Here is a 20,339-nt window from a genome sequence, read left to right as displayed (position 1 = left end):
TAAACGGTAGCTCTTTATAGAGAGAGAAGCAGTATTGAAAAAAACAAAAAAACCAGCTTAAATTAAACTGGTTTTAAAAAAGCGCGCCCGAGAGGAGTCGAACCCCTAACCTTCTGATCCGTAGTCAGACGCTCTATCCAATTGAGCTACGGGCGCTTACTATGAGAAATGGTGCCGAGGGCCGGACTTGAACCGGCACGGTTGTCACCAACCGCAGGATTTTAAGTCCTGTGTGTCTGCCAATTCCACCACCCCGGCATGTATGTAAGGACCATCTCATAGTTATTAAGTTGTTGGAGGCGGTAACCGGATTTGAACCGATGATAAGGGTTTTGCAGACCCCTGCCTTACCACTTGGCTATACCGCCTTAGGATAAACAAAGAGCGGAAGACGAGATTCGAACTCGCGACCCCCACCTTGGCAAGGTGGTGTTCTACCACTGAACTACTTCCGCAAAAATGGCTGGGCTACCTGGGATCGAACCAGGGAATGACGGAATCAAAATCCGTTGCCTTACCGCTTGGCTATAGCCCAATAATGGGGCGACCGATGGGAATCGAACCCACGAATGCCGGAACCACAATCCGGTGCGTTAACCACTTCGCCACGATCGCCGTAATCAATTTAATTAAATAATGGCAGGGGTAGTAGGAATCGAACCCACATCAAAGGTTTTGGAGACCTTCGTTTTACCATTAAACTATACCCCTAGGATGGTGGAGGGGGACGGATTCGAACCGCCGAACCCGGAGGGAGCGGATTTACAGTCCGCCGCGTTTAGCCACTTCGCTACCCCTCCACTTTGAAAAGACAATACTTATCTTACCTAATACCGCTAGTTCTGTCAACAACTTTTTTCAGTGGTGCCGGCCAGAGGACTTGAACCCCCAACCTACTGATTACAAGTCAGTTGCTCTACCAATTGAGCTAGACCGGCAAAAGTAAGTGGTGGCTCGGGACGGAATCGAACCGCCGACACACGGATTTTCAGTCCGTTGCTCTACCAACTGAGCTACCGAGCCTTATGTATGGCGGTCCGGACGGGACTCGAACCCGCGACCTCCTGCGTGACAGGCAGGCATTCTAACCAACTGAACTACCGGACCATATTTTTGGTTGCGGGGGGCGGATTTGAACCACCGACCTTCGGGTTATGAGCCCGACGAGCTACCAGACTGCTCCACCCCGCGTCGTTAAAAATAATGTTGACAACATCATATAGCAATGAAAATAAATGGTGGAGGATGACGGGATCGAACCGCCGACCCCCTGCTTGTAAGGCAGGTGCTCTCCCAGCTGAGCTAATCCTCCAATATAGTATGCATCTGTTTAAAAATGGTGACCCGTACGGGATTCGAACCCGTGTTACCGCCGTGAAAGGGCGGTGTCTTAACCGCTTGACCAACGGGCCATTACACTAATTTACGATTTTTTATGTATGAATATAATCTGGCGGAGAGCGAGGGATTCGAACCCTCGAGACGGTTTTACACCGCCTACACGATTTCCAATCGTGCTCCTTCGGCCAGCTCGGACAGCTCTCCAGCTATGGCTCCACAGGCAGGATTCGAACCTGCGACCGATCGGTTAACAGCCGATAGCTCTACCACTGAGCTACTGTGGAAAATGTATTTATGTAAGCCTGGCAACGTCCTACTCTCACAGGGGGAAGCCCCCAACTACCATCGGCGCAAAAGAGCTTAACGACCGTGTTCGGCATGGGAACGGGTGTGACCTCTTTGCTATTGCCACCAGACTTTGGTTTACTTCAGATAAGCGTCGGGCTTTTTTGTCAGTTTCCTCTTTCCTTATCAGTCACGTACGTGAGTACGCTCCTTCAAGTCCATCGTCACTTCCGCAAATCCCTTGCTTCTCTTTGTAAAACTCATTCTAAAAGGGAATAGTCCCTTCTTGTTAAAAAGAATCGGTGATTCTTTCAAAACTAAATCATATCATCATACTCAAACTCAAGAAATTTAGGATAAGCCCTCGACCGATTAGTATCAGTCCGCTCCATGTGTCGCCACACTTCCACTTCTGACCTATCAACCTCATCATCTCTAAGGGGTCTTACTGGCTTACGCCATGGGAAATCTCATCTTGAGGGGGGCTTCATGCTTAGATGCTTTCAGCACTTATCCCGTCCATACGTAGCTACCCAGCGATGCTCCTGGCGGAACAACTGGTACACCAGCGGTATGTCCATCCCGGTCCTCTCGTACTAAGGACAGCTCCTCTCAAATTTCCTACGCCCGCGACGGATAGGGACCGAACTGTCTCACGACGTTCTGAACCCAGCTCGCGTGCCGCTTTAATGGGCGAACAGCCCAACCCTTGGGACCTACTTCAGCCCCAGGATGCGACGAGCCGACATCGAGGTGCCAAACCTCCCCGTCGATGTGGACTCTTGGGGGAGATAAGCCTGTTATCCCCAGGGTAGCTTTTATCCGTTGAGCGACGGCCCTTCCATACGGCACCGCCGGATCACTAAGCCCGACTTTCGTCCCTGCTCGACTTGTAGGTCTCGCAGTCAAGCTCCCTTATGCCTTTGCACTCTACGAATGATTTCCAACCATTCTGAGGGAACCTTTGGGCGCCTCCGTTACTGTTTAGGAGGCGACCGCCCCAGTCAAACTGCCCACCTGACAATGTCCCTGACCCGGATCACGGGTCGAGGTTAGAATGTCAGCACCATCAGGGTAGTATCCCACCGACGCCTCCACCGAAGCTAGCGCTCCGGCTTCCAAGGCTCCTACCTATCCTGTACAAATGGTACCAACACTCACTATCAAGCTACAGTAAAGCTCCATGGGGTCTTTCCGTCCTGTCGCGGGTAACCTGCATCTTCACAGGTACTATAATTTCACCGGGTCTCTCGTTGAGACAGTATCCAAGTCGTTGCACCATTCGTGCGGGTCGGAACTTACCCGACAAGGAATTTCGCTACCTTAGGACCGTTATAGTTACGGCCGCCGTTTACTGGGGCTTCAATTCAGAGCTTCTCCCTTACGGGATAACCCCTCCTCTTAACCTTCCAGCACCGGGCAGGTGTCAGCCCCTATACTTCGCCTTACGGCTTCGCAGAGACCTGTGTTTTTGCTAAACAGTCGCTTGGATCTATTCACTGCGGCTCTCTCGGGCTTTAACACCCTAATAGAGCACCCCTTCTCCCGAAGTTACGGGGTCATTTTGCCGAGTTCCTTAACGAGAGTTCTCCCGAGCGTCTTAGAATTCTCTTCTCGCCTACCTGTGTCGGTTTGCGGTACGGGCACCTGTATTCTAACTAGAGGCTTTTCTCGGCAGCGGAGGATCAGGGATTTCGGACCCTTGGGTCCTTCACGGTCACAGCTCAGCCTTCACGGAACACGGATTTGCCTATGTTCCAGCCTTGCATGCTTCGACGCGCACAGCCAGCGGCGCGCTCACCCTACCTTTCTGCGTCCCCCCATCGTTCAAACAAATACGAGGTGGTACAGGAATATCAACCTGTTGTCCATCGCCTACGCCTTTCGGCCTCGGCTTAGGTCCCGACTAACCCTGAGCGGACGAGCCTTCCTCAGGAAACCTTGGGCTTTCGACGGAGGGGATTCTCACCCCTCTTTTCGCTACTCATACCGGCATTCTCACTTCCAAGCACTCCACTAGTCCTCACGATCTAGCTTCACAGTCCTTGGAACGCTCCCCTACCCAATCCCTACTGGGATTGCCATAGCTTCGGTGATACGTTTAGCCCCGGTACATTTTCGGCGCAGAGTCACTCGACCAGTGAGCTATTACGCACTCTTTCAATGATGGCTGCTTCTAAGCCAACATCCTGGTTGTCTAAGCAACTCCACATCCTTTTCCACTTAACGTATACTTGGGGACCTTAGCTGATGGTCTGGGCTGTTTCCCTCTTGACTACGGATCTTAGCACTCGCAGTCTGACTCCCGAGTTAAAGTTTTTGGCATTCGGAGTTTGACTGAATTCGGTAATCCTGTGGGGACCCCTCGTCCAATCAGTGCTCTACCTCCAAAACTCATCACTCGAGGCTAGCCCTAAAGCTATTTCGGGGAGAACCAGCTATTTCCGAGTTCGATTGGCATTTCACCCCTACCCACACCTCATCCCCGCATTTTTCAACATGCGTGGGTTCGGGCCTCCAGTCGGTGTTACCCGACCTTCACCCTGGACATGGGTAGATCACCCGGTTTCGGGTCTACGACAACGTACTCACTCGCCCTATTCAGACTCGCTTTCGCTACGGCTCCGCCTCATCAGCTTAACCTTGCACGTTATCGTAACTCGCCGGTTCATTCTACAAAAGGCACGCCATCACCCGTTAACGGGCTCTGACTAGTTGTAGGCACACGGTTTCAGGATCTCTTTCACTCCCCTTCCGGGGTGCTTTTCACCTTTCCCTCACGGTACTGGTTCACTATCGGTCACTAGGGAGTATTTAGCCTTGGGAGATGGTCCTCCCGGATTCCGACGGGGTTTCACGTGTCCCGCCGTACTCAGGATCCACTCTGGAGGAAACGAAGTTTCAGCTACAGGGCTGTTACCTTCTTCGGCTTGTCTTTCCAGACAATTCACCTACTCCGTTTCTTTGTAACTCCGTATAGAGTGTCCTACAACCCCAAGAGGCAAGCCTCTTGGTTTGGGCTGATTCCGTTTCGCTCGCCGCTACTCAGGAAATCGCATTTGCTTTCTCTTCCTCCGGGTACTTAGATGTTTCAGTTCCCCGGGTCTGCCTCACCCTGCCCTATGTGTTCAGGCAGGAGTACCATCCCATTACGGATGGTGGGTTCCCCCATTCGGAAATCTCCGGATCAAAGCTTACTTACAGCTCCCCGAAGCATATCGCTGTTCGTCGCGTCCTTCATCGGCTCCTAGTGCCAAGGCATTCACCGTGCGCCCTTTCTAACTTATCCATTTTCACTTCAGATTCCCATCGTATCTCTTCGTCTGGTTCCTGTCTTTCTGTCAGTTACGTAGCGAACTACGCTCCTTCCATCAAGCATTTCCCATCCTTGATCTACTCGGGTCTCTTTGTCAATTGGTTAACCTAAAAGGTTTATGAATTCTTGACGTCTCGTTCAAACAGTTGTAACACCGATGAACAAAACTAATTTGAGTTGATTGATTATGATTTAGTTTTCAAAGAACCATGCCTACAGGATGTAGGTACCAGGCGTTGCCACAGGACGTGGCGTTCTTAGCGTGGTATCCATTACCTTCGCATTTTCAATTGGAAGAGGAATTCTTCCAAAACTGAACAAAAGATCCAAAGCGCTATATGACCCGAGGTCATACATCGACTAGAGTAAATACTCCATAGAAAGGAGGTGATCCAGCCGCACCTTCCGATACGGCTACCTTGTTACGACTTCACCCCAATCATTTGTCCCACCTTAGGCGGCTGGCTCCAAAAGGTTACCTCACCGACTTCGGGTGTTACAAACTCTCGTGGTGTGACGGGCGGTGTGTACAAGACCCGGGAACGTATTCACCGCGGCATGCTGATCCGCGATTACTAGCAATTCCGGCTTCATGTAGGCGAGTTGCAGCCTACAATCCGAACTGAGAATGGCTTTATGGGATTGGCTCCACCTCGCGGTTTCGCTGCCCTTTGTACCATCCATTGTAGCACGTGTGTAGCCCAGGTCATAAGGGGCATGATGATTTGACGTCGTCCCCACCTTCCTCCGGTTTGTCACCGGCAGTCACCTTAGAGTGCCCAACTAAATGCTGGCAACTAAGATCAAGGGTTGCGCTCGTTGCGGGACTTAACCCAACATCTCACGACACGAGCTGACGACAACCATGCACCACCTGTCACTTTGCCCCCGAAGGGGAAGCTCTGTCTCCAGAGTGGTCAAAGGATGTCAAGACCTGGTAAGGTTCTTCGCGTTGCTTCGAATTAAACCACATGCTCCACTGCTTGTGCGGGTCCCCGTCAATTCCTTTGAGTTTCAGCCTTGCGGCCGTACTCCCCAGGCGGAGTGCTTAATGTGTTTACTTCGGCACTACGGGCATCGAAACCCCTAACACCTAGCACTCATCGTTTACGGCGTGGACTACCAGGGTATCTAATCCTGTTTGCTCCCCACGCTTTCGCGCCTCAGCGTCAGTTACAGACCAGAGAGTCGCCTTCGCCACTGGTGTTCCTCCACATATCTACGCATTTCACCGCTACACGTGGAATTCCACTCTCCTCTTCTGCACTCAAGCTTCCCAGTTTCCAATGGCCGCTCGGGGTTGAGCCCCGAGATTTCACATCAGACTTAAGAAGCCGCCTGCGCGCGCTTTACGCCCAATAATTCCGGACAACGCTTGCCACCTACGTATTACCGCGGCTGCTGGCACGTAGTTAGCCGTGGCTTTCTGGTGAGGTACCGTCAAGGTACCGGTAGTTACTCCGGTACTTGTTCTTCCCTCACAACAGAGCTTTACGACCCGAAGGCCTTCCTCACTCACGCGGCGTTGCTCCGTCAGACTTTCGTCCATTGCGGAAGATTCCCTACTGCTGCCTCCCGTAGGAGTCTGGGCCGTGTCTCAGTCCCAGTGTGGCCGATCACCCTCTCAGGTCGGCTACGCATCGTCGCCTTGGTAAGCCGTTACCTTACCAACTAGCTAATGCGCCGCAGGCCCATCCCTTAGTGACAGCCGAAACCGTCTTTCAAAAGAGAATCAGGTGATTCTCTTTATTATCCCGTATTAGCTCCGGTTTCCCGGAGTTATCCCAGTCTAAGGGGCAGGTTACCTACGTGTTACTCACCCGTCCGCCGCTAACGTCCGGGAGCAAGCTCCCTTCTGTCCGCTCGACTTGCATGTATTAGGCACGCCGCCAGCGTTCGTCCTGAGCCAGGATCAAACTCTCCGTTAAAAGTGTTTGACTTGCTCATTTGCACAATTTAAAGCTGTGTCTAACTTCATTGACGAGATACCTTGTATCTCTTTTTACGCTTGGCTTTTGTTCAGTTTTCAAAGAACTCGTTTTTGCGACTTCATGATCTTACCATATCGGTAATCATTTGGTCAATATCTTTTTTGTTTACGTCGTCGTTAGTGTGTTGCCCTGGCGACATGTAATAATATATCATGGTGATAAAAAGTCGTCAATACATTTTATAAACTTTTTTTTAAAACCTTATTTACTCTACTAAGAACATGTCTAATTTTATCTTAACCGTTAGCCAGTCAATTCATAAACTATAAACTAGCCACTATCGTAGTTAGAAACGAAAGAAAGATCGGTCATAATTCTTAAAGGTTCTATGTTATACTATACCTGTATCAATGAATAGAATAAACCTTCTATACTAATTTGGAGGAAAAAGATTATGGGCCTGAAATATTCAAACAAAATAAATAAGATTCGCACCTTCGCTTTAAGTCTCGTTTTTATTGGCATCTTGATTATGTACATAGGTATATTCTTTCGAGACTATCCTGTTGTGATGGTTATAGCAATGATTCTTGGTTTGCTCGCAGTGATTGGAAGTACAGTTGTTTACTTCTTTATTGGCATGTTATCTACAAGAGCCGTTCCTGTTATCTGCCCTTCTTGCGAAAAACCAACAAAAGTATTAGGTAGAGTCGATGCTTGTATGCATTGTGATCAACCATTAACGATGGACCGTTCTTTAGAAGGTCGTGAATTTGATGAAACCTATAATGCAAAAAAACAAACTACCAATCACCATAAGGCATAAAAAAGTCACTCTAACGTTAGAGTGACTTTTTTAATGTGCCGTTTTGCACGTAACACACGTGCCGTATATCTCCATTCTGTGGTTCTCAATCTCAAATCCAGTTACATGCTCAGCTAGCGTTTCAACTTCATCCAAACCCGGATAATGAAAATCAACGATCTTTCCACAGTTTTTACAAATCACATGATAATGATTTGTCGTGACGCAATCAAAACGGCTTGAGGAATCACCATAGGATAACTCTTTTACAATGCCGACTTCTTTAAAAACGCGTAAATTATTGTAAACAGTCGCAACACTCATGTTAGGAAAGCGACCTTCTAAAGCTTTATAAATTTCATCTGCGGTTGGATGTGCTTTCGTCTCATATAAGAATTCAAGTATTGCATGACGCTGTGGAGTCATACGCACACGAGTGCTTTTTAGCGCATCAATTGCTTCTAACAAGCTATGATTGGCCATGGTCTGCACCCTCACTTTCAATAAAAACTATTCTTACTTTAGATTTATTATAAGTTGTAAACGCTCATTTAGCAAGTAACGATTAATCAAAAAAAAGCCACCCTTTTCTAGAGTAGCTTCCAAACCGTTACGTTTGATCTTGTAATAGTAAAGGAGTGGCATTAGCCGCTGGTACAAGAAACGATGTATAGCGATGGGTTTTGCTCTCTTTACGCTGCTTTCGTTTTTCCACTTCTAAACACGCATTTTTTAATGATTGCTGTAGTTGGTCTACATCGGTTTCATGTACACCAAAAAGGAACGTCGTGCTTCCTTTTTTCAAAAAGCCGCCTGAGCTAGAGAGTTCTGTCATTCGGTAACCTTTCTCTCTAAGGTCTTTTTCTACATAGTCCGCATAAAAGTCTTCTATTATACACACGAGCAATTTCATTGGTACCCCTCCTTTTAATATCCTTTCTTACTATGAACTTCATTAACAAAGTTCTCTTTTCCTTCTATAAAGAGTGAAAGATTTTCAACAAAAATTTTCAGTGCTCTCTCCATATAAAAAGAAGTGGATGCAGAAATATGAGGAGTGATCGTTACTGAATGATGTTCCCAAAGTGGGGATTCATCTGATAACGGTTCTTCATTAAAGACATCAAGATACGCATGATCAATCATTTTTTTATCCAACATACGTATTAAATCAGCTTCTACTACAGCATTCCCTCTACCTAAGTTTATAAAAACTGCTCCTTGTTTAACAAGGCTAAATGCATCTTCATTTAAAATCTTTTTCGTATTCTCTGTAGCAGGGAGCACATTAATAAGAAAATCAGCTTGTTTTAACGCTGTCTCCCACTCACGCATAGAGACTACTTCATGGAAATGACGTACGGCTCTTCCGTCCGTATTAACTCCGATTGTTTTCATACCGAAAATGGCTGCTCGCTCTGCAATCTTACTCGCAATCGCCCCTGTACCAAGTAAAACAACGGTTAAGTCTGTAAGTTCTAATGGTTTTTGATTTCGAATCCAAGCCTTTTCTGCTTGTGCTTGACGATAGTCTCGCGCTCGCTTAACATAATCCAGCATCATCCACATTGCGTGTTCTGACATTGGCGTCGCATGGATGCCACGGCTATTTGTAACAAGAATATTTCGATTAAGAATCTGTTCAAATGGAAGATGCTCAACGCCTGCCGACAAGACGTGAATCCATTTCAACTCTTTTGCCTGATTAAGTATTTCAGGAGTGACATCTTCACCAAATGTTACAAGTACAGTTGCGTCAGTAAAAGAGGTCACTTCTTTTATAGATGAAAAGAATTTAAAATGAACCTGCTCGTAAGTCTTTTTCAACTCACGTTGGCGTTCCTCTGTTTGATTAACAACGAATAGCACCTGTTCGCTCATGATGAAAGTCCTTTTACAAATTCTAAAACTTCATTAACGTGGTCTTTTACTCGAACACCACGCCATTCCTTCACAACAGTGAAATTCTTATCAATCACAAACGTAGAACGTACAATACCCATGTACTCTTTACCGAAGTTCTTTTTTAAGCGCCATACATCATATGCATTTGCAGCTTTTAATTCTTCATCCGCTAACAACGGGAAAGACAGACCATGCTTCTCCATAAACTTTTCGTGGCGGTCAACTGGATCTGGACTAATTCCTATAACTACTGCACCCTGCTCCTTAAACAACGCTGTTTGATCTCTAAAATCACATGCTTGAGTCGTACAACCCGGCGTCATGTCTTTAGGGTAAAAATAAAGTACAATTGTCGAGCCTTTATAATCAGATAAGGTAATCTCTTTATTCCCTGTTGCCGGAAGTGTTAGGTCTGGTGCTTCTTTTCCAATTAAGTTCATTCATAATCCCCCATCTATACTTTTATTCTAGCGTATCCGATTTTAAATGTTTCTTCAATAAAGAACGCCTGTTTACTTTTATTCTCACTTAAACGGCAACATATGCTATCATAGTTGGGTACAAAAAATGTGCAAACCACATTGGAGGGTTATATGAATCGCAATACATCCGAAAAACACTATAAAGAGGCACAAGACTTAATTGTAGGTGGCGTGAACAGCCCATCCCGAGCTTACAAAGGTGTAGGTGGCGGAACACCTGTATTTATGGAACGAGGTGAAGGCGCTCATCTTTATGATGTTGATGGAAACAAATACATTGACTATTTAGCTGCGTATGGCCCCATTATTACTGGCCATGCTCATCCAGACATTACTCAAGCCATTCAAGACCAAGCTGCAAAAGGCGTTTTGTACGGTACACCAACACGACTCGAAAATGAGTTTGCTCACATACTAAAAGAGGCTATTCCTTCTTTAGAAAAAGTGCGCTTCGTTAATTCAGGCACAGAAGCTGTTATGACGACCATTCGCGTAGCACGTGCTTATACTGGAAGAGAAAAAATCATTAAATTTGCTGGCTGCTACCATGGACATTCTGATCTTGTCCTTGTAGCTGCAGGATCAGGACCATCTACTTTAGGAACCCCCGATTCAGCTGGGGTTACAGAAGGGACTGCTAAAGAAGTCATTACAGTTCCATTTAACAACAGCGATGCTCTTAAAGAAGCATTAGATAAGTGGGGTTCTGAAACAGCTGCTGTTCTTGTAGAACCGATAGTCGGAAATTTTGGCATTGTTGAACCAGAACCTGGATTTCTTCAAAAAATAAATGAATTGACCCATGCAGCTGGCGCTCTCGTTATTTACGATGAGGTCATTACAGCATTTCGATTTATGTATGGAGGAGCCCAAGATCTTCTTCAAGTAAAACCGGATATGACTGCCTTAGGCAAAATCATTGGCGGCGGCCTTCCTATTGGCGCTTACGGTGGTAGAGTAGATATTATGGAGACAGTTGCTCCTCTTGGACCTGCTTATCAAGCAGGAACAATGGCAGGTAATCCAGCATCAATGACATCCGGTATCGCCTGTTTAAATGTATTGAAAGAAGAAGGAACTTACGAAAAGCTAGATGAACTCGGCATGACACTCGAGGAAGGACTTTACCTCGCTGCAGCGAAAACAAATGTTCCGATTACCATTAATCGCTTGAAAGGTGCATTGACGGTGTTTTTCACTGAAGAGCAGATAACCGATTACGACGGCGCCTCTAATACAAATGGAGAGCAGTTTAGCTTATTTTTTAAAGCCATGCTTGATCAAGGCATTCATTTAGCCCCGTCCAAATATGAGGCATGGTTTCTTACTACGGCGCATACACAGAAAGACATTGAAGAAACGATTACAGCCGCAGAAAAAGCATTTAACATCGTTGCAAACCATTTTTATCAATAATTGTGCGTATAAGGTTATCATTTTGCATAAGAGTAAGAGATATAAAGAATGATGACTAAAAGAAAGGAAACATCCGTACATGAGACTTGGAGCACGGATATTAAAAACGGGATTAGCAGTTGTTTTAGCTCTTTATTTAGCACGATGGCTTGGCATTAGCCCACCAACATTCGCGGCCATTGCTGCTGCTTTCGCAATTCAGCCGTCTTTATTTAGGACGTTACGAACCTTTAGCCATCAAGTTCAAGCCAACCTTATTGGCGCAACCATTGGTGTTTTATTTGTCATGACGTTTGGGCACGAACCATTTGTTGTTGGGGTTGTTGTTACCCTCTCTATCGCCATCTTTATTAAGCTAAAACTTGAAGCGGCCATCATTCCAACAGCAATCGTGACGATTATTATTATAATGGAAAGCCCATCTGATAATTTTCTCCAGTTTGCCTCTGAACGCTTTATCCTTGTACTAATCGGTATTGTAGCTGCTTTTCTTGTAAATTTAGCCTTTATCCCACCGAGGTATGAAAATAAAGTGTTTGATAAGGTGACAACTGTAACCGATGCGATACAGGAGTGGTTAAATCTTCTTGCACGCCATGATGCGGATACAATCGCACTTAGAGAAGATATTAAACATCAACGTACAGAACTTGATAAAGCGAATAATCTTTTCTCTTTATACCGAGAAGAGCGAAATTACTTTCGCGCCAAAACGTTCTCACAACGAAGAAGAGTTGTGGTTTTTAGACAAATGATCCAAACAACTGAGAAAGCGTATCAAGCTCTTGAAGCAATTGAAAAGCGATCTGAAGATTACTTGCAGCTGCCGGAAAATGTGCAAAGTCGTATTGAAGAACAAATTTTGTCACTAACTGATTATCATCAACGGATTATTTTACGTTATAACGGAAAAGTGAATACCCACGCAACTGATGAATATGTTGACGAAATTGAAAAAGGTCAATCAACAATGACCAATCTTTTTGTGACCCTCTATGAAGAAGAACAATTCGACTTGTCGCAATGGCACAGCTTTCTACCTGCCATTTCAGCATTAATTGAATACCAGCAAGAGCTGGAGCATTTAGATACATTAGTAGAAAATCATCACACTCATGCCCCAGAAGATGAAAATCAATAAAACCCAGGAGGTTCCCCTCCTGGGTTTTATACTTCTTGTACACTGTAAAGCTTATAATAAGCACCTTGTGCCTGCATTAATTCTTGGTGTGTACCTTGTTCCTTTACCGTTCCGTCTTCAATTACAACGATTTGATCTGCATTTGTAATAGTAGACAATCGATGAGCCACTATAAACGTTGTCCGGTCTTTCGCTAACTTTTCGAGTGCCTCTTGTATAAAATGCTCACTCTCTAGATCCAGAGCAGACGTTGCTTCATCAAATACAAGAATAGGCGGATTTTTCAAGAAAACACGTGCAATTGCAATTCGTTGCTTTTGCCCGCCAGAGAGCTTAACGCCTCTTTCCCCTACTTCTGTATCGTAACCATCTTCCAAGCCTAAAATAAAATCATGGGCGTTTGCTGCTTTTGCAGCCGTTATCACTTCTTCATCTGTTGCATCTGGCTTTCCAATTTTAATATTCATTTTGACACTATCACTAAATAAAATATTGTCCTGTAACACCATACCAATGTGATCACGTAAAGTCCGTACTTCTAAATCACGAATGTCTTTACCATCAATTAGTATACGTCCAGCTGTCACATCATAAAAACGAGGAATTAAGCTGACCAATGTGCTTTTTCCGCCACCACTCATACCGACAAGAGCAACAGTTTGTCCTGCTGGAATGTCTAATCGAATATCTTTCAGGATGGCGTGGTCATTCTCGCTATATGAAAAGGAGACACGATCAAACGTCATTTTTCCATCAACATGCGTCAAGGCTGTTGCACTTGGCTTGTCTGTTATATCATATTTCTCATCAATAAACTCAAACACTCGGTCCATAGACGCAATGGATTGTGTTAATGTTGTGGACGAATTCACTAACCGACGTAATGGTCCATATAACCGTTCCATATAAAGCACGAATGCACTCATAACACCAATTTCTAAACCATTCTGCAAGACAAATAGAGAAGAAACAAATAACACGAGTAGTGGAGCTATATCCGTGACTGTGTTTACAACTGCGAAGGTTTTAGCATTCCATTTTGTATGGTCAAGAGCTTTTGTTAAGAAGTTTTTGTTCCGGTGGGAAAATTGGTTTTGCTCATAATCCTCATTTGCAAAGCTTCGAATAACATTCATCCCTTGAACACGTTCATGTAAATGACCTTGAACATCAGCTAATGCTTGTGATCGTACCCGAGTCAATTTTCGCAAATGCTGATAAAAATATTTAATTGAAAAACCATAAAACGGGAACATTGAAATGGCGACGAGCGTTAACCAAACATTTAAATTTAACATAATAATAATGGCAATCACAATGGTTGCTAAATCAAGCCATACGTTCATTAGACCTGTTATAACAAAATTCTTTGTTTGCTCTACGTCGTGAATAACACGAGAAATAATTTCTCCCACTTTACGATTAGAGTAAAATCGTAAGCTTAGCTTTTGTATATGGGTGAATAGATGATCGCGTATATCAAATAGAATATGGTTTCCAATCCACTGAGCAAAGTATTGGCGGTAATATTCAATTGGTGGACGTAATACGATGAAAAGTACAGCCATTCCACCAAGTATCCAGTATAGTTGATTGTACTGATCATCCGTTGTCATCGTCTCGTTTAGTAAAATATCATCAATGATGTACATCATGGCTAGAGGGAATAAAAGCGGAATCCCAAATTTTAAGATGCCAATGATAATGGTAATACCAATTTGCTTTTTGTATGGTTTCACAAAAAACATATAACGTTTAATCGTATTCAAGTTAAACCTCTTTTCTCAGGAAAAAAGTAAGCTTGCTTTCACAAGCTCACCTTTACCGATATTGCAAATACCGTTCATACCAATTTTCAACAAATTGAGGTGCAAATGGACCCTTACGTTGATGTATCCATGAAATTAATTCATCTACACTCCGTCTCAAGATCGCGTCAAGTTCAGGAGGATAATGCATTAATTTGCTATGCAGTTCATACTCATCTTCATCAAGCAGCTTCATCGTCATATCAGGATATACTTTAATATCCAAGTCATAATCAATATATTTAAGTGCTTCTTCATCCCATGTAAATGGTGTTCCAATATTGCAGTAGTAATAAATCCCATCTGCGCGAATCATACCAATTGTATTAAACCATTGGTCCGCATCAAAATAACAAATCGCTGGTTCCCTTGTGCGCCAATGCCGACCATCAGATTCTCGTACAATGATTCGGTCATTACCCGCAATCACTACTTTGGAAGACCCTTTTAAAATCGTTGTGTCTTCCCATATTCGATGAAGCGTACCATTATGTTTATAACTTTGTATTTGGATGGTGCTGCCTTCCTTAGGAAAGCTCATACGTTTCTCCTTTCGGTGTTATTTTTACCAAATTGTTTACTATCCAACGCTACTCTACATTTATATTATACAATGTTCATACTTTATTTAAAACGTAAACACTCTATAACGCAAATATAGAAGGAATGTGACAGAAAAAAACACCTTTCTTCCGAATGGAAAAAGGTGTTCTTTCCCAACAATTACTGTTGGTTTTTCTTAGAAGCTGACTGAGCGTTTTGCTCTTTCACTTCTTGTACATCTGTTTCACTTGCGAATTCAGCGTTGTACCCTTGTTCAGAAGCTTGGTTTTGCTTCTTCACTTGGTTTTTGTTTGTTTTAGATGCTTTGTTGTTCATGGTTATCACCTCCACGCTATTTAACTTTTCCCGAGGAGGTGATTTCTATACAAACATTTTTTGAAGCTATGCCAGAAGTGAAATGCCACCATCTACAATAATCGTTTGACCACAAATCATACTGGAATCGTCTGATAGTAAGAACATAACCGCTTTTGCTAAATCATCTGCTTCAACCATTCTTCCTGCCGGTGTTCGCTCAGCAGCATCTTTTAGCAATTCCTCTCTATTTGGAAAATGGGTTAATGCATCTGTATCCACAGCACCACCAGAAACGGCATTCACAACAATGCCTTTAGGAGCGAGTTCAACAGCTAAATAACGTGTTAATGATTCAACAGCGGCTTTTGATACACCTACTGTTGTATAATTTTCTAAATAACGAATGGAGCCAAGTGAGCTTAAACTAACGATCTTCCCTCCGCCTGTTACTTCCATTCGTTTTGCTGCTTCTTGAGCGCAAAAAAGAAGTGCTTTTGCATTAATGTCCATTGTCCAGTTCCAATGGCTTTCTTCAAGCTCCATTAAAGGACGCAAAACGCCAGAAGCTGCATTATTAACAAAAACGTCCAATCGTCCGAAACGCTCATCAATTTCCGCAAACATCTCTTTAATTTTGTCTTGCTTGCCAACATTCGCTTTTATCGTTAACACGTCTACACCTAATGCACGAATTTCTTCAGCTGTTTTTTCTGCTTGAGAACGACTTCTCGCGAAATTAATGACAATATTATAGCCTTGTTGAGCAAGTTTAATGGCAATCTTTTTACCAATTCCACGACTGCTTCCAGTAATTAATGCAACTTTTCTTTCCATATGTAATCCTCCAATTATTTACTGTGTCTATTCGACTCATTATAACGTATAGGCACCGTTTATAACAGACAATCTAATAACAATAGGAGGGATTCGCCATGTATGTAGGAAGAGATTTATCTGAATTAGAAATGGTAAAGCCAGAAGATTGGACTGATAAAGAACTAGCCTTCTTTCACCACGGAATGCAACAAATGACTGCTTATCTAAACGTACAAGGAAATTCAAAGCATAAAGCCATTATTGAAGAAATCGAAAAGCGTGGTGGACTTCATCACCAAGCTACATGGACCAGCGGGACAGAAGTTCATTATGATTAAGGAGCAAAACGATGGATAATAGCAAACAACTTTACTACGTTAATCTAAATCCAATTAGTATGGACACGATTAGCTTAACAAAAGTAGATGATGGACAATTAATTGAATACGAAATTTCTGCTACTGAAGCAGAAAAGGAAGAATTTGAACGGCTCCTTCGTGAAGTTCATAAGCACGATGTGGAACTGGGAAACCTCTTTAGCTTTAAGCACTTTGATGATGTAACAGCTGATGCTGATAAAGACGAATATCAAACTGGTATGAATGATATATACGATCGACTTTATGCATTAGGAACAGAAGAAACCAAACAGAAAATTTCTGAAATCCATTTGCAAAACGAAGACGATTCAACACCAGGTTTATAATAGTCAAACAGGGCTTTTCCATTTAAGTTCATTCGTAAACCTTTAGCGAATTAGCCCTGTCTATCTATCGAGTACCTGACCTCCACACCGATCTAAGGATGGTTGTCCGTTCATTCATTCGAATTCATCCCTATCTACATGTTCATTTTTGATTGTCCACCATCAACTTGTAAACTCGACCCAGTTACCCAGCTAGCTTTTGAAGAAGCCAAAAATACGACAACATCCGCAATTTCTTCAGGCTTACCGAAACGCCCTGCTGGAATGTTCGTTTGTACAAACTGGTTTATTTTTTCTGGATTTTCATCAAGGCGTTTCTGCCAATTACCAGTAGGATGTAAAACGCTCCCTGGTGCAACGCTATTAACGCGAATGCCTTCATGCATGACTTCATCAGCTAATGCTTTAGTGAAACTAATTAACGCTGCTTTTGCATTGTTATACGTTGCTTTTCCACCTGACTCGCGACCAAAAATGGAGCTAACTTGAATAATGGCGCCTTCTTTGTTTGCTTTCATTCCTGGTAAAACAAGTTTCGAAAAATGGACCGCAGAAAAATAATTTAATTCAAACGCTTGTTGAAATTCATCCATTGTGGTCTTCTCGATTTCCGCACCATTACTTCCGCCAGCGTTATTAATTAAAATATCTATTGGACCAATTCGTGCTGTCACTTCTTGAAAAATCCGCTCTCGTTCTTCAAATTTGGTCACATCCCCTAAAATTACGGGAATGTCAGTCGGAAACGTTTCCCCTTCTCCTCTTGCACATACAGCCACTTTACATCCTTCAGCAGCAAATGCAAGCGCAATCGCTCTGCCTATCCCTTTCGTTCCACCTGTTACAAATACAGTCTTTCCTTTTAACTGCAGATTCAAATTAAACCCTCCTCTAGACAATAGCTTAAAACTTTTTGTTGCGATACTGGAAACGCATATCCTTCTATTTCTTCTTTCGATACAGCTTTCCATTGCTCTGGAACTGTTAATAAAGAAACATCACCTATATAAAGATCAATTTCCCAAATAATATGGCTAAAAACATGTTTTACATGAAAAGGTTGCTTATGAACTTTTTCTGTTATTTCATACGCCTGTTGAAGACTTTCTTGTCTTTCGTCGTCTGAAGACGCTTGTGGCAGCATTGGCAATTGCCATAACCCAGCTAATAATCCTTCAGACGGGCGTTTTTCGATATAGACTTTCTTTTCTTGATCAATGAGAAGGAACGCGTCTAAATGAATTGTTTTTGCTTTCTTTTTCTTACTTTTTATCGGCAACGCTTCTTGCAGTCCTAAAGAAAATGCTTCACATTGTTCCCTTACTGGACAGAGTAAACAACCAGGTGATGTAGGTGTACAGACAAGTGCGCCTAGCTCCATTAACCCTTGATTAAAACTAGACGGATTGTTTTTATCGATCGCCTCGTATAGAATGGCTTCATGAATTTTTCTCGTACTCGGCTTAGCGATGTCATCTGTTACATGAAATACACGTGATAACACACGCATGACATTCCCGTCTACTGCAGGTTCTGGCAAATCATAGGCAATACTTAAAATAGCCCCTGCTGTATATGGACCTACACCCTTTAATGATTCCATCTCTTTTCTACTTTTTGGTACTTGCCCTCCATAATGCTCTACCACTTCACGAACACCTTTTTGCAAATTACGCACTCTGGAATAGTAGCCTAAACCTTCCCACACTTTTAAAATCGCGTCTTCCTCTGCATAGGCCAAATCGTCCATTTCTGGAAACAATCGCATAAAACGTTCATAATAAGGAATAACAGTATCGACTCTTGTTTGTTGAAGCATGACTTCAGAAACCCAAATTTGGTAAGGATCTTGTTTTTTTCTCCAAGGGAGATCTCGTTTATGTTGCTCATACCAATGAACTAAATTGGTTTGAAACGACTCTATTTTATGTTGATTAAGGTTTTTCAAACAATCACCTACTATCTTGACTTGTCGGATCAATACATTCATCATGAAAGGATGCTTAGTTTACTTCACGACGGGTATAACTATAGCATAAGTTAAAAAAATGCGTAACAATTGTAGCGCTTAATAACGTTCGAATGTTTCACAATTAAAGGAGGATGTTTAAGAGAATGGATACATCCACACATATTGTTATGGGTGTGGGGCTGGCTGGACTTGCGACGTTAGATCCAAATGTCTCAGCATCTCCTTATATGGCGACAGCCGTTTTAGCTACAACCTTAGTAGCCTCAAATGCTCCCGATTTCGATACAATTCTTAAATTACGAAATAATGCCGTTTATATTCGCCACCACCGAGGTATTACTCATTCATTACCAGCATTGTCTCTTTGGCCGTTTATTATCTCAGGTGGTCTGATGCTCTTTTTTCAAGACGCTCATTGGCCGACATTGCTTTTATGGGCAGCTATCTCCGTTTTCTTACATGTGTTTGTTGATATTTTCAACGCATATGGAACCCAAGCATTGCGTCCGATAAGCAACAGGTGGATTGCACTTGGTGTTATTAATATTTTTGACCCTGTTATTTTCGGCTCTCATGTTTTCGGCATTATGCTTTGGATTATTGGTCTACCACCAGGCCCCGCATTTATTGGGATTTATTTGTTTCTCATTTGTTACTATGTTTGGCGTTATAAACAAAAACAAAAAGTTGTTCGCCAAGCACGACAAATACACCCAAACGCTTCACACATTTTTGTATCTCCAACGATTCGTTGGCATAGATGGCATTTAGTCATCCGAACACCCGAAATGCTGTACGTTGCACAATCAAAAGATCGGGTTATTCATTTCTTTGAAAGCTATACGTTTGATCCGATTCCAAACGATCGTGTTATGCAAGCAGCACGTTCAGACAAGAATTTAGCCGCATTCCTCTCTTTTTCACCAACCTATCGTTGGGAGATGGAGGCAACAGATGACAACGGCTATGAAGTGCGTTTTGTTGACCTACGCTATCGCAGCAACGGATATTATCCATTTGTTGCAATCGTTAAGATGGATGAACAGCTAAACGTTATAACCTCTTATACAGGGTGGGTCTACAGTGAAGAAACGTTAAGAAAGAAGTTAAAAATTATTACATGACCTGGTTATAATTCCCTTCAATAATTAGCTGCTCATTCGGTCATATTAATGGTAAGCCGATAAGGCGGAGGGGGTTTCACGAGTGCGAAATAAAGCGAAAAACTTTCCAAATCCGATTTCGTTTGATGGCAAAGAAGCCGATAACGCTGATGCAAACGCATCTAAGCGTCCGGATGGATCGATTAATGATCGTCCAAAAGAACGAATGAGTTCGTCCAACCACTTTAAAACGTTTTAATACTGGGAGGAATGATTCATGGGTAAGGAAAAAAGTCAATCGCGTTTTAGCAGTTTGTACCAAGATCCGTTCATGTCACCGCGTGCCAATTCAAAGCACGCCTTCCACCAAGTGAATGGTGAAACCCAACAAAGTCAACACAATATCGTGCTTGAAGCGCAGATGCGAAAACGTACCTAGCGCTATAAAAAG

18 protein-coding genes, 16 tRNA genes and 3 rRNA genes are annotated in these 20,339 nt (G+C 43.3%); 8 read left to right on the top strand and 29 right to left on the bottom strand.

All coding sequences use genetic code 11. From position 1 onward, the window contains the following. Positions 1 to 82: 82 nt before the first annotated feature. From E2L03_RS12120 to E2L03_RS12030, 19 genes are all read right to left on the bottom strand, one after another. A tRNA-Arg gene (locus E2L03_RS12120) sits at positions 83 to 156 on the bottom strand. 13 nt (positions 157 to 169) lie between these two features. Continuing rightward, positions 170 to 258: transfer RNA gene (locus E2L03_RS12115), tRNA-Leu, on the bottom strand. Between the two features lie 36 nt (positions 259 to 294). Then, positions 295 to 368, bottom strand: a tRNA-Cys gene (locus tag E2L03_RS12110). A gap of 15 nt (positions 369 to 383) precedes the next feature. Continuing rightward, positions 384 to 455 (bottom strand) — tRNA-Gly (locus E2L03_RS12105). Positions 456 to 460: 5 nt separating this feature from the next. Continuing rightward, positions 461 to 535, bottom strand: a tRNA-Gln gene (locus E2L03_RS12100). A gap of 4 nt (positions 536 to 539) precedes the next feature. Further along, positions 540 to 615 (bottom strand) — tRNA-His (locus E2L03_RS12095). A 22-nt stretch (positions 616 to 637) separates the two neighbouring features. Then, positions 638 to 711 (bottom strand) — tRNA-Trp (locus E2L03_RS12090). Positions 712 to 715: 4 nt separating this feature from the next. Next, positions 716 to 800 (bottom strand) — tRNA-Tyr (locus E2L03_RS12085). 62 nt (positions 801 to 862) lie between these two features. Beyond that, positions 863 to 938: transfer RNA gene (locus tag E2L03_RS12080), tRNA-Thr, on the bottom strand. A gap of 9 nt (positions 939 to 947) precedes the next feature. After that, positions 948 to 1,023 (bottom strand) — tRNA-Phe (locus tag E2L03_RS12075). A gap of 7 nt (positions 1,024 to 1,030) precedes the next feature. Further along, positions 1,031 to 1,107 (bottom strand) — tRNA-Asp (locus E2L03_RS12070). Positions 1,108 to 1,114: 7 nt separating this feature from the next. Continuing rightward, positions 1,115 to 1,191: transfer RNA gene (locus E2L03_RS12065), tRNA-Met, on the bottom strand. Positions 1,192 to 1,236: 45 nt separating this feature from the next. Next, positions 1,237 to 1,312: transfer RNA gene (locus E2L03_RS12060), tRNA-Val, on the bottom strand. A gap of 25 nt (positions 1,313 to 1,337) precedes the next feature. Further along, a tRNA-Glu gene (locus E2L03_RS12055) sits at positions 1,338 to 1,412 on the bottom strand. A 39-nt stretch (positions 1,413 to 1,451) separates the two neighbouring features. After that, a tRNA-Ser gene (locus E2L03_RS12050) sits at positions 1,452 to 1,545 on the bottom strand. Positions 1,546 to 1,550: 5 nt separating this feature from the next. Next, a tRNA-Asn gene (locus E2L03_RS12045) sits at positions 1,551 to 1,625 on the bottom strand. Positions 1,626 to 1,641: 16 nt separating this feature from the next. Then, positions 1,642 to 1,757 (bottom strand): 5S ribosomal RNA (gene rrf / locus E2L03_RS12040). 221 nt (positions 1,758 to 1,978) lie between these two features. After that, a 23S ribosomal RNA gene (locus tag E2L03_RS12035) occupies positions 1,979 to 4,915 on the bottom strand. Between the two features lie 407 nt (positions 4,916 to 5,322). Further along, a 16S ribosomal RNA gene (locus E2L03_RS12030) occupies positions 5,323 to 6,870 on the bottom strand. Together the 16S, 23S and 5S rRNA genes with 16 tRNA genes alongside form the textbook arrangement of a ribosomal RNA operon. A 457-nt stretch (positions 6,871 to 7,327) precedes the next feature. On the opposite strand from E2L03_RS12030, the gene E2L03_RS12025 reads away from it, so the two are divergent. Continuing rightward, the gene (locus E2L03_RS12025; RefSeq protein WP_038478391.1) at positions 7,328 to 7,699 is read left to right on the top strand and encodes a YgzB family protein; all 372 of its coding nucleotides are present in this window, start codon (positions 7,328 to 7,330) and stop codon (positions 7,697 to 7,699) included. 30 nt (positions 7,700 to 7,729) lie between these two features. On the opposite strand, the gene perR is transcribed toward E2L03_RS12025, so the two are convergent. The 4 genes from perR to bcp form a co-directional block, all read right to left on the bottom strand. Then, positions 7,730 to 8,161: a peroxide-responsive transcriptional repressor PerR gene (gene perR, locus E2L03_RS12020; RefSeq protein WP_038478389.1), complete on the bottom strand. Its 432-nt coding sequence runs from the start codon at positions 8,159 to 8,161 to the stop codon at positions 7,730 to 7,732. Between the two features lie 127 nt (positions 8,162 to 8,288). After that, complete coding sequence (locus E2L03_RS12015; protein ID WP_035395595.1) at positions 8,289 to 8,591, bottom strand: cyclic-di-AMP receptor; 303 nt, start codon at positions 8,589 to 8,591, stop codon at positions 8,289 to 8,291. 14 nt (positions 8,592 to 8,605) lie between these two features. Continuing rightward, positions 8,606 to 9,559: a D-2-hydroxyacid dehydrogenase gene (locus tag E2L03_RS12010; protein WP_038478387.1), complete on the bottom strand. Its 954-nt coding sequence runs from the start codon at positions 9,557 to 9,559 to the stop codon at positions 8,606 to 8,608. After that, entirely contained in the window at positions 9,556 to 10,023 is a 468-nt protein-coding gene (bcp, locus tag E2L03_RS12005) for a thioredoxin-dependent thiol peroxidase (RefSeq protein WP_038478385.1), read from the bottom strand. The genes E2L03_RS12010 and bcp overlap by 4 nt, the downstream gene beginning before the upstream one ends. A gap of 153 nt (positions 10,024 to 10,176) precedes the next feature. Between bcp and E2L03_RS12000 the strand changes: the two genes are divergently transcribed. Further along, on the top strand, positions 10,177 to 11,481 hold the full coding sequence (locus E2L03_RS12000) for a glutamate-1-semialdehyde 2,1-aminomutase (RefSeq protein ID WP_055735117.1): 1,305 nt from the start codon (positions 10,177 to 10,179) through the stop codon (positions 11,479 to 11,481). A gap of 79 nt (positions 11,482 to 11,560) precedes the next feature. Further along, the gene (locus E2L03_RS11995) at positions 11,561 to 12,622 is read left to right on the top strand and encodes an aromatic acid exporter family protein (protein WP_038478379.1); all 1,062 of its coding nucleotides are present in this window, start codon (positions 11,561 to 11,563) and stop codon (positions 12,620 to 12,622) included. A 26-nt stretch (positions 12,623 to 12,648) separates the two neighbouring features. Here E2L03_RS11995 and E2L03_RS11990 read toward each other — a convergent pair whose 3' ends face one another. The 4 genes from E2L03_RS11990 to fabL all read right to left on the bottom strand — a co-directional run bounded on the left by E2L03_RS11990 (position 12,649) and on the right by fabL (position 16,125). Further along, positions 12,649 to 14,391, bottom strand: a complete 1,743-nt coding sequence (locus E2L03_RS11990; RefSeq protein WP_134259277.1) for an ABC transporter ATP-binding protein — start codon at positions 14,389 to 14,391, stop codon at positions 12,649 to 12,651. A 52-nt stretch (positions 14,392 to 14,443) separates the two neighbouring features. Beyond that, on the bottom strand, positions 14,444 to 14,971 hold the full coding sequence (gene ntdP, locus E2L03_RS11985; protein ID WP_038478372.1) for a nucleoside tri-diphosphate phosphatase: 528 nt from the start codon (positions 14,969 to 14,971) through the stop codon (positions 14,444 to 14,446). Positions 14,972 to 15,153: 182 nt separating this feature from the next. Further along, positions 15,154 to 15,309, bottom strand: coding sequence for a gamma-type small acid-soluble spore protein (locus E2L03_RS11980; protein ID WP_035395587.1), 156 nt, complete (start codon positions 15,307 to 15,309; stop codon positions 15,154 to 15,156). Positions 15,310 to 15,375: 66 nt separating this feature from the next. Further along, positions 15,376 to 16,125 carry an enoyl-[acyl-carrier-protein] reductase FabL gene (fabL, locus tag E2L03_RS11975; RefSeq protein ID WP_038478369.1) on the bottom strand — a complete coding sequence of 250 codons (750 nt, stop codon included), beginning with the start codon at positions 16,123 to 16,125 and terminating at the stop codon, positions 15,376 to 15,378. Positions 16,126 to 16,223: 98 nt separating this feature from the next. Here fabL and yfhS point away from each other — a divergent pair, with 98 nt between their 5' ends. Both yfhS and E2L03_RS11965 read left to right on the top strand, forming a co-directional pair. Then, the gene (yfhS, locus tag E2L03_RS11970; protein ID WP_095149889.1) at positions 16,224 to 16,445 is read left to right on the top strand and encodes a mother cell protein YfhS; all 222 of its coding nucleotides are present in this window, start codon (positions 16,224 to 16,226) and stop codon (positions 16,443 to 16,445) included. Between the two features lie 11 nt (positions 16,446 to 16,456). Then, positions 16,457 to 16,813 carry a hypothetical protein gene (locus tag E2L03_RS11965; protein ID WP_134259276.1) on the top strand — a complete coding sequence of 119 codons (357 nt, stop codon included), beginning with the start codon at positions 16,457 to 16,459 and terminating at the stop codon, positions 16,811 to 16,813. A gap of 134 nt (positions 16,814 to 16,947) precedes the next feature. Here E2L03_RS11965 and E2L03_RS11960 read toward each other — a convergent pair whose 3' ends face one another. Next, positions 16,948 to 17,691, bottom strand: a complete 744-nt coding sequence (locus E2L03_RS11960; protein WP_134259275.1) for an SDR family NAD(P)-dependent oxidoreductase — start codon at positions 17,689 to 17,691, stop codon at positions 16,948 to 16,950. Continuing rightward, positions 17,688 to 18,761, bottom strand: coding sequence for an A/G-specific adenine glycosylase (gene mutY, locus E2L03_RS11955; protein ID WP_166740294.1), 1,074 nt, complete (start codon positions 18,759 to 18,761; stop codon positions 17,688 to 17,690). The genes E2L03_RS11960 and mutY overlap by 4 nt, the downstream gene beginning before the upstream one ends. A 167-nt stretch (positions 18,762 to 18,928) precedes the next feature. Between mutY and E2L03_RS11950 the strand changes: the two genes are divergently transcribed. The 3 genes from E2L03_RS11950 to E2L03_RS11940 all read left to right on the top strand — a co-directional run bounded on the left by E2L03_RS11950 (position 18,929) and on the right by E2L03_RS11940 (position 20,327). Then, the gene (locus tag E2L03_RS11950) at positions 18,929 to 19,909 is read left to right on the top strand and encodes a metal-dependent hydrolase (RefSeq protein ID WP_038478353.1); all 981 of its coding nucleotides are present in this window, start codon (positions 18,929 to 18,931) and stop codon (positions 19,907 to 19,909) included. 82 nt (positions 19,910 to 19,991) lie between these two features. Beyond that, entirely contained in the window at positions 19,992 to 20,147 is a 156-nt protein-coding gene (sspK, locus tag E2L03_RS11945; protein WP_038478350.1) for a small acid-soluble spore protein K, read from the top strand. 18 nt (positions 20,148 to 20,165) lie between these two features. Beyond that, positions 20,166 to 20,327, top strand: a complete 162-nt coding sequence (locus E2L03_RS11940; protein WP_078440197.1) for a YpzG family protein — start codon at positions 20,166 to 20,168, stop codon at positions 20,325 to 20,327. Positions 20,328 to 20,339: the final 12 nt, after the last annotated feature.

It is taken from the genome of Shouchella oshimensis, assembly GCF_004375095.1.
Lineage (GTDB): Bacteria > Bacillota > Bacilli > Bacillales > Bacillaceae_D > Shouchella > Shouchella oshimensis.
This window is presented reverse-complemented; position numbering and strand designations above follow the sequence as displayed.